Genomic DNA, 22,628 nt, shown 5'->3' on the forward strand with positions numbered 1-22,628 from the left:
CATGAGCACCAAAACAATCATTGTTACTCGGCCTGCTGGTCAAGCGCGTCAATTGATTGAAGTGCTCTCCAGGGCAATCGAGGCAAGCGGTGTAGGAAAGCGTAGTCTTCCAGAAATACTCTCTCTGCCTTTGCTAACGATTGTTCCGAAGTCGGATGGGCATTTAGCTGACCACATCGCTACTACCCTGAGTGACGCAGATCTTGCCATCTTTGTAAGTCCTAATGCCATCGAGAGTGTGATGCGTTTATTGGAACGAGATTGGCAAGATTTTTCTAAGAAGATTATTCCGATTGGAGTGATGGGTGGCAGCAGTCATCTTGCCCTGAAAAATCATGGTGTCGGATTGGAAGATAATCCCACCCCCATCATCATTCCGGGGAATAACGAAAACTGGGACTCTGAAGGTTTGTGGAAAGAGCTTCAATCCCTGAAATGGAATTGGCAGGGTAAAAAAGTAGTGATCTTTAAAGGTGAGGGTGGCCGTGATTCGCTGGCTGACACTTTAAAAAAGGCAGGGGCAACTGTGGAGGCTATTTCAACCTACACGCGCGTACCTTTGGATATTGATAACCCTGCTTGGCAACTTGTACGAGAAATGGATTTGAGTAAATCACTTTGGTTGCTCACATCCTCTGAGGCAGTGCGGTATCTCGGCGAAGTCATGAAAGACCAATTTATACAAAACCTCAATGTCGCCAGTGCACTATGCCCACATCATAATATTGCGGATGCGGCTGAAATGATTGGGTTTGGTGAAGTCTTTACGAGTGAGCCAGGTGATGAAGCTTTGATCAAGTCAACCCTGGCTTGGCTGACAATCTAAAAGTAAAAGCGAATAACTAACGCTTTGCAGTCTGTAGTAAGGCAGGCAAGAAAATCTCATTAACCAAGATGGGATGACCCTTTAAGCGATAGAGGGTGCGTCTTGCCCATAAGGGTGAACTCAAGTCAGCAAAGTGCTTAGAGTATTTTTTCCACAATTCACTGCTTTTATCTAGACGTGCAATATCGCGCTGTGGCTTTGCCTTGGAGTGTTTGCGAGTTTTGCTAAACAAGACTGCGCCCAAAGGCTTAGTACCTAAGCGCAAGACCTGATGATTGCTGCCGCTGGAACTGAGTGTTGGAATGACGCTGTGTGCCATTACTAAAGGAATGCCATTTGAGCAGAGCAGTACTTCACGTACTCTGCAGCGTCTGAGCTTGAAATGAAAATAGCGACTTTCGTCGCTATTAAGTGATTGAGGACAGTCGCGCAAAACCTGAACTTCTAGCTTTTGCCCAATTGCGTTCTCAATTTTTTGGGTGAGAGACCCGGTATCGCTTAGCCAAGGTTGCCACTCGCGTGGCGCCCGATGGATTTCACCGGAACCGACTCGATTCCATGCAGAACGGAGACGATTACGGTGAATCATTTTTAGCTACCGCTAAAGCTACGACGTTGACCGCCAGCCTTTGGTTTAGCAAAACGCGGGCCACCTGCTGGACGTGAGTCACCAGAGCGTGCCGGACGTGAGTCAGCAGAACGCGCAGGACGTGAGTCAGCAGAGCGCGCTGGACGTGAATCACCTGAACGACCGCCGCCAGCATTACCGCCACCGAAGCCGCCGCCAGAGCGAGACTCTGAGCGAGCGCCTGAGCCATAACGACCACCGCCGCCACCGCCAGAGCGATTGCCACCGCCAAAGCCGCCACCAGAACGACCACCACCAGGACGACCACCGCCGCCACCAAAGCTTGGCTTGGCTTGTGGCTCAAGACCAGCAATGACTGAAGCAACGATATCTTGCTGTGTGAAGCGTTCGATATTGCGGATCTTCGCGCGATCACGATGTTCAACCAAAGTGATAGCAACACCATTACGACCTGCACGACCTGTACGACCGATGCGATGCGTATAGTCTTCTGGTTTCATTGGCAAGCCAAAGTTAATCACGTGACTAATACGTGGCACATCGATACCACGAGCCGCTACGTCAGTCGCAACCAAAATCTTGGTGTGACCTTTACGTAAAGACTCGAGACGACGCATACGTACAGCTTGAGGCATTGCACCGTGTAGGGCAGTAGCTTCATAGCCATTGGCACGCAATGTGTCAGCAATTTTTTCGCTCTCAACTTGAGTGCTTGCAAACACAACTGCTTGATCCAAATCGGCATCAGCCAAAATGTGCTCGAGCAATTTATGCTTGTGTGACATGCTGTCAGCCCAATGTAACTTCTGTTCAATGTTGGCGTGCTTTTCACCTGCGTGAGCAAGTTCAATACGCTTGGCATCTGTAGTCAACTCGTTTGCTAAAGACATAATCTTTGGCGCAAAAGTTGCGGAGAACATCAAAGTTTGGTTACGGCCTGCGCAACGCTTGTCAATAGCCTCAAGGTCATCAGCAAATCCCATGTCAAGCATGCGATCAGCTTCGTCGATTACGAGTTGTTTAACATCATCTAAGCGAATTGCTTTGCTATCGCACAAGTCGAGCAAACGACCTGGAGTTGCAACAACTAACAACGCACCTTTCAATGCCTGGATCTGCTTTCCGTAAGGCATGCCACCCATCACAGTTGCGATACGGATACCTTTCATGCCACGAACTAAGTTCACTGCATCAGCAGAAACCTGCTGAGCCAATTCACGAGTAGGGCAGAGCACTAACACTTTAGGTTGTGCGCGACCTGGTACAGGTGAGTTGTTCGGGTTGTCTTCGATGAGTTGATTAATCAAAGGCAATAAAAAGGCTGCGGTTTTACCGCTACCGGTTTGGCTGCTGACCAATAAGTCACCACCAGCTAAAGCCGCAGGAATAACCTGAGCTTGCACGGATGTGGCTTGGGTATAACCCAGTTCAGCAACGTTTTTAAGGAGTGATGCCGCTAGGGCAAAATTCTGGAACTCAGTTCCAGTGCTCTTTGAGTCTTTCGACTCGTGATTAGTTTCTTTAGAAAAAGTCATGCTATTACACATCCCCTTTAAGGGATGTCTCCGTATGTTGCACCCATTGTTTTTTATAGGGTGCGATGGTCAAAGGCATCGACCATCAGACAAGCGGCAGCGTTGTTGTGTTTATGACTTCTAAACTAATCGCTGAAATAGAGCTGGGGGGCGATGAATCAAATTGCTTTAAAAAAGCCTCCTATTATGGCATTTTCAGCACTCGATTACAAGGGTTTTCCCGACTTAATTCAGAAATAGAGGTTTAAAGCTTCATCTTCTGAGCTTAGTAATAGAAGTATTGCTTGTTTATCTCTTTATTTGAGATAACGCAAAAGCCACTCAGTCATTTTTCCATATGGAGGGCGCGCTGTTTTAGTTCCCTTGAAAAGGTTTAAACCAAAGAAGCCGCGCACTTCCAGGATCGACTTTTGATGACTGAAGGTATTAAAGCCTGCTTTGCCGTGATAACTTCCCATGCCACTCGCACCTACTCCACCAAAAGGAAGATCTTCAATGGTGATATGTAGAAGCGTGTCATTTATGGTGACGCCACCAGAGCACGTTTCATTTAAAACACGCTTCATATTCTTTTTGTCTTTGCCAAACCAATATAGAGCCAAGGGATTGGGTTTGTTGTTGACATAAGCAATCGCTGCCGAGGTATCTGCAACAGTCACGATCGGCAGTATTGGTCCAAAGATTTCTTCATGAAGAATTCGGGCTTCCGGCGGAACGTTGATCAATGCAATAGGCTCGAATGGTCTTGCGCCAGCACCAGGGTTATTGAGCAAAGGAATCACTTTTGCACCACGGTCTAGAGCGTTGCTGACTAGATGCTGCCAGTATTCCAGTTGGCGCTCATCAATAGGGCCCGTCAGTTCTTGAGGGTTGCTAAATTGGGTTTGAGCTGCAGTTTGTAATTCTTGAATAAATTCTTCTTGAATGCTTGGTTCTAGCAAAACATAGTCAGGGGCAATACAGGTTTGACCGCCGTTCAGTAATTTGCCGTAAGCAATGGATGCAGCAGCATCTTTGAGTTTGGCGCTCTTATCAATGATGACGGGTGTTGTGCCGCCAAGCTCCAAAGTGACTGGTGTGAGATTTTCAGCGGCAGCACGCATCACTTTTTTACCAATAGCGCCTGAGCCAGTGAAGAAAAGATGATTAAAAGGCAGCGCCGAAAATTGCTCGGCTACTTCTGGGCCGCCGGTAGTGGCACAGAACTCGCTAGGGTGGAAATATTCTTGAATGAGGCTGGCAACAAAACCTGAGGTGCGTGAGCTACGCTCAGATGGCTTGAGCCAAACGCGATTACCAGCAGCAAAAGCGGCGATTGCTGGAATGAGCGCTAATTGAACCGGATAGTTCCATGGACTCAGAATGCCAACTACGCCTAGTGATTGACTTTGAACCCAAGCCTGCGAGGCGCCCATGTGTGTTGGAACTTCTCTTTGCTCAGGCTTCATCCATTCTTTGAGATGCTTGCGGGTGTACTTGCAAGCCTGATAAATCATCTGGCATTCAGCAAGTCTCGTTTCTACTGGGTGGCGCACCCCAAAGTCAGCCTCGAGGGCTTTGCAGATTTTTTCTTCATTTGCCTCAATCATTTTTTCAATGCGAGCAATTCGATCCAGTCTCACTTCGAGGGTGGGGTTTGGTTCTGCAGCGTAGGCTGCTTTCATTTCATCGAGCTGGATAGTGAAGCGATTCATAGTCTATTAATAGTTGGCAGGTATTGGAATATGGCATTAGGATAAAGCCATGGAAACAAATTTAGATAAAAAAGAACCTCTTTTAGAGCGTGCCACCTTGGGTGGGGGCTGTTTTTGGTGTTTGGAAGCGGTTTACCAGCAAATTTCTGGAGTTCGGTCGGTGGTTTCTGGCTATGCCGGTGGCGCTAGACCTAATCCGACGTATGAGGCTGTTTGCACGGGTGTATCTGGCCATGCCGAAATTGTCGACATCTTGTTTGATCCGCAAATTGTTTCATTTAGGGATTTATTAGAAATCTTTTTCGTGATTCATGATCCGACTACCTTGAACTATCAAGGCAATGATCATGGCACGCAATATCGCTCGGTGATTTTTACGCATAGTGAAGGGCAGTTCAAGATTGCGCACGAGGTTGTGCAAGAACTTGAGGATTCAAAAATCTATGCTAATCCAGTGGTGACGCAGATCGATGCTGTGCCAACCATTTATCCCGCAGAAGACTATCACCAGAATTATTTTCAGCAGCATCCGAATCAAGGATATTGCATGGCGGTAGTCGCGCCTAAGTTGGCTAAATTTAGAGCGAAATTTAAATCGCTCATAGCGCCACAATATTCCTGAGGGTTAGCAGTCTCTAGGGTGCTAGGCGATTCACTCGCCAGTCGGCACCTTCTAGTTTGTAGTGCATGCGGTCATGCAATCTAGATGGGCGTCCCTGCCAGAATTCAATTTCAGTAGGACGTAGGCGGTAACCACCCCAATGCTCTGGGCGTGGAGGAGTATCACCAAACTCTGTCTTAAAACGCTTTTCCGCTTCTTCTAAGAATTCACGGTTTGGGATGGCAGTGCTCTGAGGCGAGGCCCAGGCACCAATTCTGGAGGCGGCTGGGCGAGAATGGAAATACTCATCGCTTTCGGCTGCGCTAACCCGTTCAACAACACCCTGAATACGTACCTGGCGCTCTAATTCATGCCAATGGAAGAGGAGGGCTGCTTGAGGGCGGATAGCCAAGTCTTTGCCTTTTTGACTCTCGTAGTTAGTAAAAAAGGTGAAGCCGTTTTGGTCTGCGCCTTTTAGTAAGACAATACGGGCTGATGGATTGCCAGCTTGGTTAGCCGTTGCCAAGGTCATGGAGTTGGGTTCAGGACATTCTGCTTTCACCGCCTGATCAAACCAAAGCTTGAAAAGCTGAAGCGGGTCTTGGGGGACCTCGGTCTCTGAGAGCTGACCAAAGGTATAGTTTTTGCGAAGTTGTGCAATGGAGTCCATTTATTCAGTATAAAGAGAAGCTATGGCAGAAGACAAGGTAGAGGGCAGCTTAGAAAATCGTCGTTTTGGCGGGGTCTCACGACTCTATGGGCCAGAACTGCGCGAGCGCTTTCTGAATGCAACGGTAGTGGTGGCTGGTCTAGGGGGTGTTGGGTCCTGGGCGGCAGAGGCCTTAGCTCGTACGGGTGTCGGGCACCTTGTCATCATTGATTTTGATCATATCTCCGAAAGCAATACCAATCGACAGCTGCACGCCATAGAAGGGCAGTTCGGCAAAGCAAAAGTCGAGGCGATGAAGGAGCGCATTCTGCAAATTAATCCAGAGATCAATTTGACTGCTTGTGATGAATTTTTGGAGCCAGAAAACTTAGATCGACTTATTCCAGAAAATGCATTGGTATTAGACGCGACCGATTCAGTACAAACCAAAATTGCTTTATCAGTGTGGGCCGTGAAAAATAATCGTGCTTTAGTTATGTGTGGCGCCGCTGGAGGGAAGTCAGATCCCACATCGGTGCGCTGCGAAGATCTTTCTCGTACTGAACAAGATGCTTTATTGGCTAAGGTTCGCCAAGGACTCAGACAAGATCATGGGTTCTCCAGAAATCTGAAGAAAAAAATTGGCATTCGTGCGATCTACTCGCATGAACCACGAGCGGGGGCTTCCAGCGGAGGTCTGGCCTGCTCGGGCTATGGCTCTACCGTGATGGTAACGGCTGCTTGTGGGCTTGCAGCTGCCGCAGAAATTCTGAATCTCATCGCTGCACAGTAAGTTTTTCTCATAAATGACTGTAAATCCTTAAGGGGATTCCCTGTAGGAAATTACTGATTCTTTTGCAATCAGAAATAATTTATTTCAAACTCTGCATTGATTTAAAAGACATTTCACTATTTACGTAAATAGATTTATTTATTTAAGCACTTTAGTAATTTCTCTCCCCTAGCACTGATCGCCAGTCCTCCCTAGACTTTGCTCCGTTGGTAAATCGCCAACGACAAATCGAAAGGAGGTCTCTCTTGCAGACTGAACACACTGGCTTAAAGCGCCATCTCAAAGTACGGCATATTCGTTTGATGGCCTTAGGCTCAACGATCGGCGTTGGATTATTTCTGGGGTCAGCAAGTGCAATTCAAATAGCGGGCCCATCCATTCTTCTAGGTTATTTGCTCGCAGGTATTGTTGCTTTCATTGTCTTGCGGACACTTGGTGAGATGGCGGTGCATGAACCTGTAGCGGGTTCTTTCGCAGCCTACGCCAATACCTATGTAGGTCCATTGGCGGGGTATATGGTGGGCTGGGGATACTGGACTTATTGGATCGTGGTTGGAATTGCTGAAGTAACAGCGGTTGGCATCTACATGAGCATTTGGTTTCCTGAAACGCCGCAGTGGATTTGGGCACTGTCCTCCATTGTGATGATGGGCTTAATCAATCTGATTGCCGTAAAGGTATTTGGGGAGTTTGAGTTTTGGTTTGCCCTGATCAAAGTGGTGGCGATTGTCGCCATGATTGCACTGGGAGGTTCGGTTATCTTGTTTGGTTTTACGAATGATTGGCAGCCCATTGGCCTCAGTAATTTATGGCAGCACGGTGGCTTCCTTCCAAATGGCATTAGTGGAATGTTGCTCTCATTGCAAATGGTCTTGTTTGCTTATGTTGGTATAGAAATGATTGGTCTTTCTGCGGGCGAGGCTGAGAACCCACAAAAAACCATTCCGATGGCCATTGATTCTTTGGCTTGGCGCATTCTGATTTTTTACATGGGCGCCATCCTGGTTATTTTGGCAATCTTTCCTTGGAATCAAGTTGGGCAGCAAGGCAGTCCATTTGTGGTGATGTTTGAGAGGCTGGGCTTGCGAGAGGCAGCTGGCTTAATTAATTTTGTCGTGATCACGGCAGCACTTTCTTCTTGTAATGCCGGTATCTTTAGCGGTGGACGCTTGTTGTACTCCTTATCGTCTAACGGCTACGCTCCTAGATCTTTTTCAAAGCTTTCAAAGTATGGCGTTCCTCATCGAGCGGTGATGACTACAGTCGGAGTCTGTATGTCAGGTGTAGTGCTGAACTACTTCGTACCTGACAAAGCCTTCCAATACATGATGGCTGCAGTGACCTTTATTGGCTTAATGGTTTGGATCGCGATCTTGATTACACAGATCAAATTCCGTCGCTCGCTATCCAAATCCCAAGTGGCGGAGTTAGGATATCGCGCTCCTTGGTGGCCTTATTCCTCATGGTTCGCTCTGGCATTCATCGGATTAGTGGTGGTGTTGATGGGCTTTCATGAGGATGCACGGATCGCACTCATAGTGGGGCCGTGTTTATTAGGCGTGTATCTCGCAATGTTTTATGCCGTGGGTTTACATCGCACAACAGCAAACCAGCGTGACTTTAAATAACAGGAGAAGGTAATGATTATTGGTGTGCCTCAAGAGGTAAAAAATAATGAGTTCCGGGTGGGATTAACCCCGGGTAATGTCAGCGGACTTTGCAAGCAGGGACATTCTGTCCTGATTCAGAGAGGAGCAGGTGAGCAAATCGGCTTAACGGATGAGTCTTATCGGCTTGCCGGTGCAAACCTGGTCAATAGTGCAGCAGAAGTGTTTCAAAGAGCGGAGATGATTGTCAAAGTCAAAGAGCCTCAGGCGCAAGAATGCGCCATGTTGCGCGAGGATCAAATTTTGTTTACCTATTTACACTTAGCACCAGATCCGAGGCAGACAAAAGCTTTGTTGCAATCAGGCGCTACCTGCATTGCCTATGAAACAGTGACTGCTATGAATGGTGCTCTCCCTCTATTGGCGCCCATGAGTGAAGTAGCGGGTCGTATGTCCATCCAGGCAGCTGCATCGCATTTAGAAAAAACCAATGGTGGCTTGGGTGTATTGATGGCAGGTGTACCTGGCGTATCGCCGGCAAAGATTGTCATTCTGGGCGGCGGGGTGGTGGGCCGTAACGCTTTGCAAATGGCAGTCGGTATGGGGGCTGATGTTTGCATCTTTGATCGTGATATTGATCGCTTGCGTCAGATCGATATGTTCTATGGTAATTGCGTCAGAACTTTTTACTCTGACAGCCTATTAATTGAACAAGAAGTGTGTGAAGCTGATGTCGTGATTGGAGCAGTTTTGCTACCTGGAGCAGCAGCTCCCAAGTTGGTTACGCGCGACATGATTAAAACAATGAAGCCGGGTTCGGTTGTGGTGGATGTCGCTATTGATCAAGGCGGCTGTTTTGAAACATCCAAGCCGACGACGCATGCAGACCCAACCTTTGTGGTGGATGGCGTGATTCATTATTGCGTTGCCAATATGCCCGGAGCAGTTGCAAGAACATCTACCTTTGCTTTAACCAACGCGACTTATCCGTTTGTTGAGGCTTTGGCAAACCGGGGGGTGATGAAAGCGCTCTCAATTGATCATCACTTGCGCAATGGTTTGAATGTGCACAAAGGGGTGTTGACATCAAAGCCAGTTGCAATGGCTCAGGGCCTAGACTATGCGCTGGCTGAGGAGCTTTTAGTGGCATAGCAATATATTTCCAAAATGAGTGGGTCTAGTGAGCGCTAGGATTTAAACTATCTCTGATACGCAAAACTTACTGGACCCACATCATTTATGGATTTTTCAGCCTTAACCCTCTCTGCCGGGGTAGTTGCCCTAGCAGAGATGGGGGATAAAACCCAATTGCTTTCATTAATGCTTGCGGCTCGCTATCCCAAGCAAGCATTAGCGATCATTGCAGGCATCTTTATTGCCACTATTGCTAATCATGCCTGTGCTGCATTATTAGGTCATTGGCTTACGACTTTAGTGTCGCCAGATGTGATGCGTTGGATTTTAGGTTTGAGTTTTTTAGGAATCGGCTTATGGTTACTTGTGCCAGATCATATCGATGATGCAGCTGGCTCTAGGGTAACTGATAGGGCTCTCCAAGTATTTTTGCTCACGGTAGGCTTGTTCTTTTTGGCCGAGATGGGCGATAAGACGCAAATAGCGACCATTGCCTTAGGCGCCCGTTACGAGGACGTATTCTCCGTAACGGTTGGCACCACATTGGGGATGATGCTGGCAAATGCCCCCGCCGTCTGGATTGGTCAGAAATTCACGAAACGTGTGCCCATTAAGTGGGTGCATGCAGTGGCAGCCGTCACCTTTATTGCAATTGGCTTGGCTACCCTGATATGGGCCTGAGATAGCGAGCCAACCTGTCTGCCAGCCAAGACTTAAAATAGGCTCATGAAAACTGATCTTCCCCAGAGCTTTCGTAGGCTCGAATACCTCCCGCCTGTATATACCTTTGATCAAGTCGAACTCGATATTGCTCTAGACCCAGCGCGAACCATTGTGAAAAGTCGTATTGAGGTTTTGCCAGGCAAAAGTTTTAAGGCAGGAGCCCCCTTGGTTTTGGTCGGGCAAGAGCTCGAGTTTGTTAGTTTGCGCATCAATGGTGAATCTCATCGTCATTTTGAGTTAACTCCAGAAACGCTGACAATTCATTCGTTGCCAAATGAAGGTAAAGAAAAGTTTGTCGTAGAAATTATTTGCGTTTGCGTCCCCGAGAAAAATACTACTCTGATGGGCTTGTATGTCTCCAATGGGAACTTTTTCACTCAATGTGAAGCAGAGGGTTTTAGAAAGATTACTTACTTCTTGGATCGCCCAGATGTGATGGCGCGTTATCGCGTGACATTGCGTGCGCGCGAAACAGAGTGCCCGGTGCTGTTATCCAATGGCAACTTACTGACTACAGAAAAACTACCTAATGGATGGCATAGCGCTACTTGGGAAGATCCGTTTCCTAAGCCATCCTATTTGTTTGCCTTGGTTGCTGGTAAGTTGGAATGCATTGAAGAAACTATTACCACTAGTAGCGGCGCTAAGAAGCTACTGCAGATCTGGGTTGAGCCGCATGACCTCAAGAAGACTCGACATGCCATGGACTCCCTAATTGCCTCTATTCATTGGGATGAAAAGCGTTTTGGATTGGAGTTAGATTTAGAGCGTTTTATGATTGTGGCCGTAAGTGACTTCAATATGGGCGCAATGGAAAACAAGGGTTTGAATATTTTCAATACCAAGTTTGTTCTTGCTCAGCCAGAGACTGCTACAGATGCAGACTTTGCCAATATTGAGAGTGTCGTTGCGCATGAATACTTCCATAATTGGACAGGTAACCGTGTCACTTGCCAGGATTGGTTTCAGTTATCCCTGAAAGAGGGTTTGACTGTATTTAGAGATCAAGAGTTTTCTGCTGATCAAATGGGTAGTGAATCCGGTAGGGCAGTGAAGCGAATTGAAGATGTTCGCTTGCTTCGTCAATTGCAATTTCCTGAAGATGCAGGCCCGATGGCGCATCCGATTCGCCCGGATGAGTATCAAGAAATCAATAACTTCTATACCGTTACTGTCTATGAGAAGGGTTCAGAAGTTGTTAGGATGTATCAAACTCTTTTGGGTAAAGACGGCTTCCGCAAAGGAATGGATCTCTACTTTAAGCGCCATGATGGTCAGGCGGTTACCTGTGATGATTTCTTGGCTGCGATGGCAGACGCCAATGGCAAGGACCTGACTCAGTTTAAGAATTGGTACAGCCAGGCAGGCACCCCAAGGGTTAAGGTGCAAGAGCACTATGACGCCGCCAAAAAACAGTACCAACTGACGCTGACACAAAGCTGTGCGCCTAGTCCGGGTCAGCCGGAGAAGAAGCCCTTTCATATTCCATTGAAGATGCGCTTAATTACAAAGGCTAATGACCAAGCAGAGCAGTTATTGGAGTTGACGCAAGAAACTCAAACTTGGACTTTTGACCATATTGATGAGCGACCAGTGCTTTCAATTAATCGCAACTTCTCTGCACCGATTAATTTAGACTTCAAGCAATCCGAGGCAGATCTTCTCACTTTATTCTCAAGCGATGATGATGCATTTAATCGTTGGGAGGCTGGTCAGAAGTTAGCGATGCAAATGATCTTAAATAATCGTTTGCCAGATGACAAACTGATTGAGGCGTATCGCAATATTTTGCTAGACCCTAATTTGGATCCCGCCTTTAAGGATCTGGCTTTAACGCTGCCTGCAGAGTCTTATTTGTATGAGCAATGCACGAGCGTTGATCCTCAGAAGATATTTACTGCGCGACGCGCTTTCCGCAAAGAGATTGCGAAACAGTTGCAACTTGAGTGGGCCGCCTTGTATCAGCAGATGCAAACACCTGGACCATTTAAGTCTGATGGGGTAGATGCTGGTATGCGTGCCCTGAAAAATCTAGCATTGAGTATGTTGCTGGAGGCGGCGCCAGCAGTATGGGCGCCAATGGCAGCCAATCAATATCAAATTGCCGACAATATGACTGACCGTTATGCAGCCTTATCTGCATTAGTGGTACATGGTGCAAAACAAGCTAAAGATTGCTTAATTGATTTTTACAATCGATTTGCTAACGATGCTTTGGTCATCGATAAGTGGTTTGGCTTGCAATCCAGTCGCCCTCCTGTTGACGGCCTTGACTCCACCCTTACTGAGGTGAAGAAACTTCGTGAGCATCCTGCATTCAAGTTAAATAATCCAAACCGAGTTCGCAGCGTGATTCATTCATTCTGCGCTAACAACCCTGCTAGCTTTCATCAGGCGGATGGCAGTGGTTATGAGTTCTGGGCCGATAGCGTATTAGCTCTTGATCCCATCAATCCTCAGGTAGCGGCTCGTCTTGCAAGAGCGCTGGACCGCTGGCGTTTATTTGCCCAACCCTATCAAGATCATATGAAAGCGGCTCTAGAGCGTGTTTCTGCATGCCCAACACTCTCTCCAGATGTGAGGGAAGTGATTGGAAAGGCGCTGGGTAACTAAGAAGTTAATGGAGCTTATTGCCGTACGAAATACCCAATCGAATTGCAAGCTTTTCTAGGCTCTTATCCAGAGTCCAAAGCTGGGCATTTTCTGAAAGCAGAGTTGATGTAAGGAGTGACACATCAATAGCCCCACATCCAGACTCTTGGAGTTGATGCTTTTCAATAAACTCCAATATTTCATAAGGGGTGGCTATAGTTGCTTGTCGTAATTTTTTAATATAGCCCAAGGTTTTAGAGCGTGGCGATGGGGGTGATCCGCAGGCTAATTCTATTTGGATTAGGGGATGACACAGTATTTGGTCATTTAGTAGTAGAGCTTCGAAAGATACATTTGACTTTCTAAAGTGAGCTACCCAGACTGATGTGTCAACTAAAACCATGGTCATGATTACTGGCCATCCTTCGGTTTGCGGCGAGGAATAGCCTTCATCTGAGGTGATTTACCACCCAATGCTACCAACCTCTTAGCAACTTGAACTCTTATGAATACGTTAATGGCCTCCCTAAAGAGATCAGCTTTATCCATATCAGGGTCAGCAAGATCCAAACCTCTTTGATATAGATCGTCGTCAATCGTGACAGTAGTTCTCATATATATCCCTCATCATTATTGATGCATTATAACATCTAAAATAACATCAAAATTAGAGTGGTTTAGTGCCCAAATGATCATTTAGATGGGAAATATCAATATTTTGAGGTTGGCATTCGGAACAAGGCAAAATAGACCTTAATTTCAATAGAGCTTTGGAGAAATACCTTTGTCCTCAAGTACCCATATCAATTTCAAGCAATATTTAGCCTCCACAAAGCCGGCTGGTGCTGCTATCCCGGTTGGATTGCAAGATTTGCTGACCGCGGTTGTTAACACCTGCTCAACTCTCAGTCATGAAGTAGCGCAGGGCGCCTTGATTGGCTTGTTGGGTTCCGCAGGCACTGGCAACGTGCAGGGTGAAGTTCAGCAAAAGCTCGACATCATTGCAAACGATTTGCTGATCGACGGCGTAAAGGGTTGTAAATCACTCGCAGGTTTAGCTTCGGAAGAAATGGAGCTCCCAGTTCCAGTCCAGGGCACAGGTGACTACTTGCTACTGTTTGATCCACTGGATGGCTCATCTAATATTGATGTGAACGTGTCGATTGGAACTATTTTTTCAGTGCTCAAGAAACAAGACCCGAATGCACCATTACAGACCTCTGACTTTTTGTTGTCAGGTCGTCATCAAGTTGCTGCGGGTTATGTAGTGTATGGCCCTCAAACTACGATGGCCTTGACCCTGGGTGATGGTGTGGTGATGTTTACTTTGAATAAAGTGACTGGTGAGTTTCTGCTCATCAAGGATGTGGTAAAGATTTCTCATTCAACCAAAGAGTTTGCAATCAATATGTCCAATATGCGCCACTGGGCTGACCCAGTTCGTCGTTATGTTGAAGAGTGCTTGGCAGGCGTGAGTGGCACGCGTGACAAGGATTTCAATATGCGTTGGATTGCTTCCATGGTTGCGGATGTGCATCGTGTTTTATCTCGTGGCGGGGTATTTATGTACCCATGGGATCAGCGTGAACCACACAAGCCAGGTAAGTTGCGCCTGATGTACGAAGCCAATCCAATGAGTTTCCTGGTAGAGCAGGCGGGTGGTGCATCTACTAATGGAACGGATCTCATTATGGATTTGCAGCCAACAGACTTGCATGAGCGAGTTTCTGTGATGCTGGGCTCAAAAGAAGAGATTGATCGCATCGTGCACTATCACGCATAATTAATCTCACTTCATAATAAAAAACCCAATCGATTGATTGGGTTTTTTATTGGCAAAAGTTGTTCTTAAGGTCTTACTTGTTGCTTAAGGTAAGCAAGTGACTCTTCCACTTGGTCAATCAGAATCAAGCAAATATCGCCTGCAGCAAGATCATTTAGTGCTGTATCAATGGCCTTGAATTCACCATGAATCTCTTTGACTTGTTTGGCCTTAGTGGCGCCAACTAAGCCTTCTTGCAATAGCTTTAATACCTCACCATCTTCACGACCACGCTGGCAAGCATCTTGATAAAGAATGACGTTGTCAAATGAGTTGCCCAAGATACGGGTTAGATCACGGATATCTTCGTCACGGCGATCACCTGCACCACTAATAACCACATGGCTCTTCTTGGGTTTCATGGCCTCAACTGCGCTAGTAAGAGCGCGCATAGCATCGGGGTTATGGCCGTAGTCAGCAATGACGGTGGCGCCATTGTGTTGGAATTGATTAAAGCGTCCCGGCACTGAATTGGGATCGCTTTCAAAGCTATGTAAACCGCGCGCAATCTTTTCGGCATCAAGACCAAGGGCCCAGGCTGCGCCAATCGCTGCCATGGCATTTTCAATTTGGAAGCCCAGTACGCCATTTTGGGTCAGGGGAATTTCGCTTACGGGGAAGCGATACATCACACGCGATCCCTTGGAGGCAACAATGTAGGTGCCATCAAAATAAATGACTTTTTTATTCTTGGCGCGATGAGCGGCAATGACTGGGTGATGTTGATTTTGGGCAAAGAAAATCACTCGACCAGAACACTTGTCGCCCATCTTCACAACCATTGGGTCTGCTGCATTGAGCACTGCGGCACCGGTTGGGGCAACGTTTTGCACAATCACGCGCTTGAGAATGGCTAAATCTTCAACGCTGGTGATGTAATTAAGGCCTAAGTGATCACCTTCGCCAATATTGGTTACAACCGCAACTTCGCAACGATCAAAGCCAAGACCTTCGCGGAGCATTCCACCGCGAGCAGTTTCAAGTACAGCTGCATCTACATCTGGGTGCATCAGGACATTTCGGGCACTCTTAGGTCCGCTGCAATCACCGGTATCGATAAGGCGATGATTGATGTAAACGCCATCAGTTCCTGTCATGCCAACACGTAGGCCAGTTTCATTTAATAAATGAGAAATCAAGCGAACGGTAGTGGTTTTGCCGTTTGTACCGGTTACCGCCACCACTGGAATGCGACCATCTTCACCTAGTGGGAACATCATATTGATGATGTCTTCGCCAACGGGGCGTCCTTTGCCATACGAAGGCTTGAGATGCATACGTAAACCAGGTGCGGCATTGACTTCAACAATACCGCCACCTTGTTGTTCCAATGGCTTGTAGATGTTTTCACAAAGGATATCTACACCAGCAATATCGAGTCCAATCATCTGGGCGGCAGCCACTGCACTTGCTGCCACGTCTGGATGAACATCGTCAGTAACATCAGTAGCGGTTCCGCCGGTACTGAGATTGGCGTTATTGCGGAGTAAAACGCGTTCGCCAGTCTTGGGCACGTATTGTGGAGTGAGGCCAGAGCTTGCCAGATGCGCCATGGCAATGTCATCAAAGCGAATCTTAGTTAAAGCTGTTGCATGGCCATCGCCACGCAATGGATTTTTATTCTCGATTTCAACGAGTTCGGCAACGGTGTGACTGCCATCACCAACAACTTGTGCTGGCTCACGACGAGCAGCGGCTGAGAGGCGGTTGCCAACGACGAGCAAGCGATAGTCTGCACCAGGGAGATAGCGCTCAACAATGGTTTCCCGACCAAAGGCTTGGGTCACAATAAAGCCAGCGCGGACTTCTTCTTCGGTTTGAATATTGGCAACAACGCCTTTGCCTTGGTTGCCATCTTTCGGCTTTAAAACAATCGGACCACCAATTTTTTGAGCGGCACGCCAAGCATCGTCTGCAGTGGTAACTACTTCACCAATGGGAACGGATACGCCGGCAGCGGCAAGTAAGTTCTTGGTGAGTTCTTTATCCTGAGCAATCGCCTCAGCAATCGCGCTGGTGTCGCTAGTCTCTGCAGCTTGAATGCGCTTCTGTTTGCTACCCCAACCAAACTGCACCATGCTGCCTTCGGTCATCCGGCGGTAGGGGATGTTGCGCTGTACTGCTGCATCAACAATGGATCCAGTACTTGGTCCAAGGCGAACGTCTTCGTAAAGAGCTTCTAACTCTGAGAGGGCGGCAGCAAGATCAAATGGTGCATCGTTGAGGGTGGCTTGAATCAAAGCAAAACCAAAGTCAAAAGCCATGCGACCAACTACTTCTTCGGTATATTCCACTACGACTTGATAAACACCAGTATCGACTGTTTGTACTGTGCGACTAAAGGTGACGGGGCAACCCGCTTGCGCTTGAAGTCCAAGCGCCGCATGCTCAAGAGCGTGAGCTAAAGAAAGTACCTCATTGTGCCCGCCGCGACGCATGCTGCCTAGTTGAGGGAAGCGCTCACGAATCTTAGTTTCAAATTGAGGGATAGAATCGATTGAGCGTTCAGACTCATCACAAGAAACAATCGCTTCTAAAGCGGTGTGGCGGCTCCATAAATTTGGGCCGCGCAACATGCGAATACGGGTAATTTCCAATTAAGCCCCTGTAGCAGTAGTGGCATCAGGCACGAATGTTTCTGCGCCTGCTTCGATAACGTTGAATGGAATTTCAAGAGCCCAGGCTGCTGCTATAGCCGCACCTAAATTCATGGTCTTCCAAGGAGTAGAGTGGTTGGCTTCAGAGTGACGTGGCACAGGAATGGATTTCTGATCCAGCTTTCCAGACTTCAGGGTAATTTGCTGTTTGCCAATGACAACTGCGCGACCACCGTTTGCTAAGTGGGATTTGACAATCTCAGAGTCCGAATTCTCGCTAAAGAAAATCACCTGACCATCACAAAGCTCGGCCATTTGTACGCACATTGGATCATCAGCATTGAGTACGGCAACACCGGTAGGAAGAACGACATCAACCTGGGTGCGTACAACGCTGAAGACTTGGTCTTCATCATAAATTGCGTATTGCGGGAAGTTGGCTGTTGGATCCACATTGAGAACAACACCCACTTGACAGCGATCGTAGGCCAATCCTTCTATCAACATTGACAGATGATTGTTTTCAATTACAACTGCCTCTACCGCGCGATTAAGTAGGGTGCGTCGGGCATTCTCCCAATTTGATGCATTGGAGTTTGGAATAGCGCGGTTACCAAAGAAGAGGCCTTTACTGCAAGACAGGCCAACATAGACATTCGTTAGGCGTAAGAAATGGGCAATCATTTCGGCAACAGGGGTCTTGCCACGTTCGCCACAGATACCAACTACCGGAATACGGAAATCCACTCCGGGTGGGAAGAGGTGATTTGCAATCTCTTTGCCAACAGGTTGTGGTTTGCCGCTGGCAGGCTTTAGATGCATTAGTAGGCCGGGGCCCGCATTGACTTCAACAATGGCGGCGTTTTGATCTGCCAATGGTTTGCTAATGTCCTGCGCTACTAAATCAACACCGGCAATTTCAAGACCAACAACACGAGCTGCTAAGGCTACTTGGCTGGCAACATCGGGATGAATTAAATCAGTAACATCAAATGCCACGTTGCCGTTGCTTTGAATGAGTACTTTGTGATCTATTGCAGGAACACTGCCACCTTTTAGTTGCTGACGTGCCAGTTCAAGTTCTACTGCAGAATCAATACGTACAGGATTAAGAGGGTGTTCTTCTGCAGTACCGCGACGTGGATCAGAATTAATCTGTATTTGAATCAGTTCATGAACAGTATGTTTGCCATCACCAGTGACCCATACAGTTTCACCTTTTGCCGCAGCAACTACTTTGTTGCCTACAACTAGCAAGCGATGCTCATCACCAACAATGTGACGCTCAACTAAAACCTCGCTACCTTCATCAATGGCAACGGCATAAGCTGCTTCAATTTCTTGTTGGGTATAAAGGTTGATAAATACGCCGCGACCGTGATTCCCATCAATTGGCTTCACTACTACTGGCAAGCCAATATCTTGTGCCGCTTCCCAAGCATCATCAGGGCTAGTAACGGTTCTACCTTCAGGTGTTGGAACTCCGGCGCTACGAAGCAAGCTTTTGGTTAAATCTTTGTCACGAGAAATAGTTTCCGCAATTGCGCTTGTTTGATCGGTCTCTGCTGTCCAGATGCGGCGTTGTTTAGCACCGTAACCCAGTTGAACCAAGTTACCTTCAGATAAACGAATCGATGGAATGCCACGCTCTTCTGCTGCATTCACAATGCATGCCGTACTTGGACCCAGCAAAAGATCATCACCAAGGTCACGTAAATTTTCGATGATGGTTTGCACAAGAGCAACGCAGTCAGCATTGTCTTGCGCTAGAGCTAAATAAAGATCACGCGCATATTTGAGAGCGGTGAGTGTGACCTCCTCATTGATTGCGCTAACCATCACTTTGTAAACACCACGCCTATCGCCGTCACGTGCCTTACCAAAACCGCCAGGGATACCGGCTAAGTTTTGTAACTCAAGAGTTAAGTGTTCGAGAATGTGAGCAGGCCAGGTGCCTTCTTCAACGCGCTTTAAAAATCCGCCAGTTTCGCCATAACTACAGCGATGTTCAACGAGGCTTGGAAGAGCTTTGACTAAGCGTTCATAAAAGCCAGGAATCAGGTTAGACGGGTAGTCCTCTAAATCGCCAATATCGAGCCAAACCTCAATTACGGGATGGTAAGTCCACATATTGGGACCACGGAGATGCTTAACGCTCAGAATCTCGATGGATTTATCTAGTAATTGGGGCATATGCAGTGTTGCGATGGCCGGCGCCAGGTTTTGGCGTTGACGCGTCAGACAGTCTCTCTGTTTCTAATAGTTATTGAAAAACTCACAAATTCAGCAAAAATACATAAAAGGGCCTACATAGACAATTTAACGGCTTTTGACCCTCTAAAGTTGACAGGAGCAATAAATCTAAAAAATTCAGCTCCACTATACTTTTAAGGTCAATGAAGCCACAAATCCTACCTTTTGCCCCCGTGCTACCTAGCTATTGGTTGGCTGTTTTGGGGGCTGAAACTTCCCCAGTAAAGAGCCCTGAAGCCCTGCTAGCTTGGGTTGAGCTTGATTTAGGCCTCGATTTACGCTTTGAAAAAAGCCTGCTTTTACTTAGTGAACAAGGCTTATTTTGGACAGATGGCAATGTATTTGAGTCTTGGAAACTAGAGAAAAATACCCATTTAATCCACGGTGATCATGCCGGAGTGGGGCATTTGCGCCTGGAAACCCCCGATAAATTGCTGAGTTCCTGGAATTTCACCCTAGCGGTAAATCCCCAAGTGCTTCGCCTGCAATCTAGTTTTAAGCAATTAACTCGTGGCGAGGAAATGAGTAATGGTGAGGTCAGCGAGTATGACAAGCAAGTTTGCCCAGTTTGCTTAAGCCCTAAGCCCGCGAATTCAGATTCTTGTCCGACTTGTGATCCTGAGGGTGATGCACCGCCATCTACTTGGACGCTCTTCAAGCTTTGGCGTTTTGCACGCCCTTATAAGAAACAATTGTTGTTGGGTTTTGTGTTGACTCTGTTATCTACAGGCGCCACTTTAATTCCACCATATCTCACTATGCCCTTAATGGATCATGTGTTGATTCCATATGAGCGCGGTAACCCTATCGATTTTCATTTGGCCAGCATGTATCTGTTTGCATTATTTGGTGCTGCAATTGTTGCTTGGGGTTTAGGTTGGTGGAAGACCTATTTACTTGCATTGGTGAGTGAGCGCATTGGTGCTGATTTACGCAATACTACTTTCGAGCACCTACTCAAACTTTCACTGGAATATTTTGGCGGTAAGAGAACAGGTGACTTGATTGCCCGCATTGGCGCTGAGACCGATCGTATTTGCGTTTTCCTCTCCTTATACGCGCTGGACTTTGCTACCGATGTGTTGATGATCACCATGACCGCGGCCATCCTGGTATCCATTGATCCTTTACTGGCCTTGGTTACCTTGGCGCCATTGCCATTCATTGTTTGGATGATTCATGTAGTGCGTGATCGTTTACGTTTTGGGTTTGAAAAGATTGACCGCATCTGGTCTGAAGTAACTAATATTTTGGCGGACACTATTCCAGGCATTCGGGTAGTTAAAGCATTTGCACAAGAAGACCGCGAACTTAAGCGCTTCGTGGATTCTAATAAGCACAATCTACAAATCAATGATCGCGTGAATCGCGTGTGGGGTTTGTTTTCTCCTACGGTAACTTTGCTTACTGAAACAGGTTTGCTAGTGGTGTGGGGTTTTGGTATTTGGCAAGTTGCGCACCAGAAAATTTCTGTTGGCGTCTTAATTGCTTTCTTGGCCTATATTGGACGTTTTTATATTCGCTTAGATTCCATGAGTCGGATTGTTTCTCATACCCAGAAAGCAGCCGCTGGCGCTAAACGAATCTTTGATATTTTGGATCACGTCTCTAGCGTTCCTGAGCCTATCAATCCAGCGCCATTGGGCGAAGTCAAAGGCCGCATCTCCCTGCGTGGCGTAGGCTTCCGTTACGGTAATCGTGCTGTTTCTAAAGGTATTGACTTGGATATCGCGCCAGGCGAAATGATTGGCCTAGTAGGTCATAGTGGTTCTGGTAAGAGCACTTTGGTGAACTTGATCTGCCGCTTCTATGACGTGAGCGCGGGATCGATTTCCTTGGATGGTCGGGATATTCGCAGTATCAGAATCGCTGACTATCGCAAGCGTATTGGCCTAGTGTTGCAAGAGCCGTTTTTATTCTTTGGAACGATTGCAGAGAATATTGCTTACGGTAAACCAGATGCAACTCGCGAAGAAATTATTGAGGCAGCACGCGCCGCTCATGCCCATGAATTTATTCTTCGCCTCCCTCTAGGTTATGACTCCTTAGTAGGAGAGCGCGGCCAATCCCTCTCTGGTGGAGAACGTCAACGCATATCAATTGCGCGAGCACTGTTGATTAATCCAAGCATTCTGATCCTAGATGAAGCAACATCATCGGTTGATACCACTACTGAAAAAGAAATCCAGCGCGCTTTGGATAACTTGGTTAAGGGCCGCACTACGATTGCAATTGCCCATCGCCTCTCCACCTTGAGAAAAGCGGATCGCTTAGTGGTTCTAGATAAAGGTGAGATTGTAGAAATAGGCTCTCACGATCAATTGATGGAAGCCCAGGGTGCGTATTACACCCTGTATCAAGCCCAGCTGCGTCATGCTGCGGAGCTCGTTGAAGGCGGTGCTATTGGTGAAAGTCTAGATGAAGCTCAAGAAGAAAGACTGGAAGAAGTTGCTAAGCAAGTTGGGGGTGGGGTATGAGCGCGACTCATCAGCTAGAGCGTGATGCGCTAGGACGTCTAGTCTTTATCGACAACAAAGGTGAGCGACACATTGGCGTTCATCCTGTCAGAGCTTTTCCAATTACTGCGCCTGCTGCGGGTATCGGCATCATGAATCAATCTGGAAAAGAGCTTTGCTGGTTTCCGGATGTCACCGCTATTTCTGAAGCAGAGCTTGGATTGATCGAGGAAGAACTGGCTGAGCGCGAGTTCATGCCAGTCATTGAGAGGATCACTAAGGTTTCTACGTTCGCTACCCCTAGTATTTGGGATATCGAAACGGACCGAGGTCCAACACGAATTCGCCTCAAGGGCGAGGAAGATATTCGTCGCATTGCCGGCAATACATTGCTGATTGCCGATTCCAACGGACTGCAGTTCCTCATCAAAGACTCTACCCAATTGGATAAAGTCAGCAAAAAACTGCTAGATCGGTTCCGCTAAAAAGGGATTTACAGCGCATATCCCCATTCGGCAGGCGTCTCCCAGGTATTTTCCTCTAAATTGAGTTAATTCCTTGTAAAAACAGATGCTTACGACACTTTTGCCCGTTTTCTAGGCCTGTTGCACTGCAATAGTATTAGGGTTATACTCTAGGTACTAACCCTTAAGGAGATTCAAATGACTGTTTTATTGAATATGATTAACCAGCTTTTTTCTGAAAGCAAGCCAAGCCATGACAAGCCTGCTCGTCACTATGATTTCGACGGCGCATA

At 47.2% G+C, this 22,628-nt stretch carries 17 protein-coding genes; 10 read left to right on the forward strand and 7 right to left on the reverse strand.

Features of this window, described 5'->3' with window-relative positions; genetic code table 11:
- Position 1 precedes the first annotated feature (1 nt).
- Complete coding sequence (locus tag VC159_RS03915) at positions 2-826, forward strand: uroporphyrinogen-III synthase (protein ID WP_323472787.1); 825 nt, start codon at positions 2-4, stop codon at positions 824-826.
- A gap of 16 nt (positions 827-842) precedes the next feature.
- Here the strand turns inward: VC159_RS03915 and VC159_RS03920 are convergent, their stop codons facing one another.
- From VC159_RS03920 to VC159_RS03930, 3 genes are all read right to left on the reverse strand, one after another.
- Positions 843-1,415 carry a chorismate--pyruvate lyase family protein gene (locus tag VC159_RS03920; RefSeq protein ID WP_323472788.1) on the reverse strand — a complete coding sequence of 191 codons (573 nt, stop codon included), beginning with the start codon at positions 1,413-1,415 and terminating at the stop codon, positions 843-845.
- 2 nt (positions 1,416-1,417) lie between these two features.
- Positions 1,418-2,950, reverse strand: coding sequence for a DEAD/DEAH box helicase (locus tag VC159_RS03925; protein ID WP_323472789.1), 1,533 nt, complete (start codon positions 2,948-2,950; stop codon positions 1,418-1,420).
- Positions 2,951-3,246: 296 nt separating this feature from the next.
- Positions 3,247-4,644, reverse strand: a complete 1,398-nt coding sequence (locus tag VC159_RS03930) for a coniferyl aldehyde dehydrogenase (RefSeq protein WP_323472790.1) — start codon at positions 4,642-4,644, stop codon at positions 3,247-3,249.
- A gap of 49 nt (positions 4,645-4,693) precedes the next feature.
- On the opposite strand from VC159_RS03930, the gene msrA reads away from it, so the two are divergent.
- Positions 4,694-5,266, forward strand: coding sequence for a peptide-methionine (S)-S-oxide reductase MsrA (msrA, locus tag VC159_RS03935; protein ID WP_323472791.1), 573 nt, complete (start codon positions 4,694-4,696; stop codon positions 5,264-5,266).
- Between the two features lie 13 nt (positions 5,267-5,279).
- On the opposite strand, the gene pdxH is transcribed toward msrA, so the two are convergent.
- Positions 5,280-5,915 carry a pyridoxamine 5'-phosphate oxidase gene (gene pdxH, locus VC159_RS03940; protein ID WP_323472792.1) on the reverse strand — a complete coding sequence of 212 codons (636 nt, stop codon included), beginning with the start codon at positions 5,913-5,915 and terminating at the stop codon, positions 5,280-5,282.
- Positions 5,916-5,937: 22 nt separating this feature from the next.
- Between pdxH and VC159_RS03945 the strand changes: the two genes are divergently transcribed.
- From VC159_RS03945 to pepN, 5 genes are all read left to right on the forward strand, one after another.
- Positions 5,938-6,687, forward strand: a complete 750-nt coding sequence (locus VC159_RS03945; RefSeq protein ID WP_323472793.1) for a tRNA threonylcarbamoyladenosine dehydratase — start codon at positions 5,938-5,940, stop codon at positions 6,685-6,687.
- A gap of 245 nt (positions 6,688-6,932) precedes the next feature.
- A complete protein-coding gene (locus tag VC159_RS03950) occupies positions 6,933-8,315 on the forward strand; it encodes an amino acid permease (protein WP_323472794.1) in 1,383 nt (460 codons plus the stop codon).
- A 12-nt stretch (positions 8,316-8,327) separates the two neighbouring features.
- Positions 8,328-9,446, forward strand: a complete 1,119-nt coding sequence (gene ald, locus VC159_RS03955; RefSeq protein ID WP_323472795.1) for an alanine dehydrogenase — start codon at positions 8,328-8,330, stop codon at positions 9,444-9,446.
- Positions 9,447-9,533: 87 nt separating this feature from the next.
- Positions 9,534-10,109, forward strand: coding sequence for a TMEM165/GDT1 family protein (locus VC159_RS03960; protein WP_215357400.1), 576 nt, complete (start codon positions 9,534-9,536; stop codon positions 10,107-10,109).
- Between the two features lie 45 nt (positions 10,110-10,154).
- Positions 10,155-12,764 (forward strand): aminopeptidase N, encoded by a 2,610-nt coding sequence (gene pepN / locus VC159_RS03965; RefSeq protein WP_323472796.1) that lies wholly within the window; start codon positions 10,155-10,157, stop codon positions 12,762-12,764.
- Positions 12,765-13,154: 390 nt separating this feature from the next.
- Here pepN and VC159_RS03970 read toward each other — a convergent pair whose 3' ends face one another.
- Positions 13,155-13,358, reverse strand: a complete 204-nt coding sequence (locus VC159_RS03970) for a type II toxin-antitoxin system VapB family antitoxin (RefSeq protein ID WP_215320319.1) — start codon at positions 13,356-13,358, stop codon at positions 13,155-13,157.
- A gap of 169 nt (positions 13,359-13,527) precedes the next feature.
- Between VC159_RS03970 and VC159_RS03975 the strand changes: the two genes are divergently transcribed.
- Complete coding sequence (locus VC159_RS03975) at positions 13,528-14,526, forward strand: class 1 fructose-bisphosphatase (protein WP_323472797.1); 999 nt, start codon at positions 13,528-13,530, stop codon at positions 14,524-14,526.
- Positions 14,527-14,591: 65 nt separating this feature from the next.
- On the opposite strand, the gene cphA (VC159_RS03980) is transcribed toward VC159_RS03975, so the two are convergent.
- Both cphA (VC159_RS03980) and cphA (VC159_RS03985) read right to left on the reverse strand, forming a co-directional pair.
- Positions 14,592-17,162 (reverse strand): cyanophycin synthetase, encoded by a 2,571-nt coding sequence (cphA, locus tag VC159_RS03980; RefSeq protein ID WP_323472798.1) that lies wholly within the window; start codon positions 17,160-17,162, stop codon positions 14,592-14,594.
- A complete protein-coding gene (gene cphA / locus VC159_RS03985) occupies positions 17,163-19,355 on the reverse strand; it encodes a cyanophycin synthetase (RefSeq protein ID WP_323472799.1) in 2,193 nt (730 codons plus the stop codon). It abuts the gene before it with no gap.
- A 203-nt stretch (positions 19,356-19,558) separates the two neighbouring features.
- Here cphA (VC159_RS03985) and VC159_RS03990 point away from each other — a divergent pair, with 203 nt between their 5' ends.
- Together VC159_RS03990 and VC159_RS03995 are read left to right on the forward strand one after the other, a co-directional pair.
- Complete coding sequence (locus tag VC159_RS03990; protein ID WP_323472800.1) at positions 19,559-21,892, forward strand: ABC transporter ATP-binding protein; 2,334 nt, start codon at positions 19,559-19,561, stop codon at positions 21,890-21,892.
- Complete coding sequence (locus VC159_RS03995; protein ID WP_323472801.1) at positions 21,889-22,356, forward strand: DUF1854 domain-containing protein; 468 nt, start codon at positions 21,889-21,891, stop codon at positions 22,354-22,356. Before VC159_RS03990 ends, VC159_RS03995 begins: the two co-directional genes overlap by 4 nt.
- Positions 22,357-22,628 lie beyond the last annotated feature (272 nt).

Source organism: Polynucleobacter sp. JS-JIR-II-c23, from assembly GCF_035011225.1.
Taxonomy (GTDB): Bacteria; Pseudomonadota; Gammaproteobacteria; order Burkholderiales; family Burkholderiaceae; genus Polynucleobacter.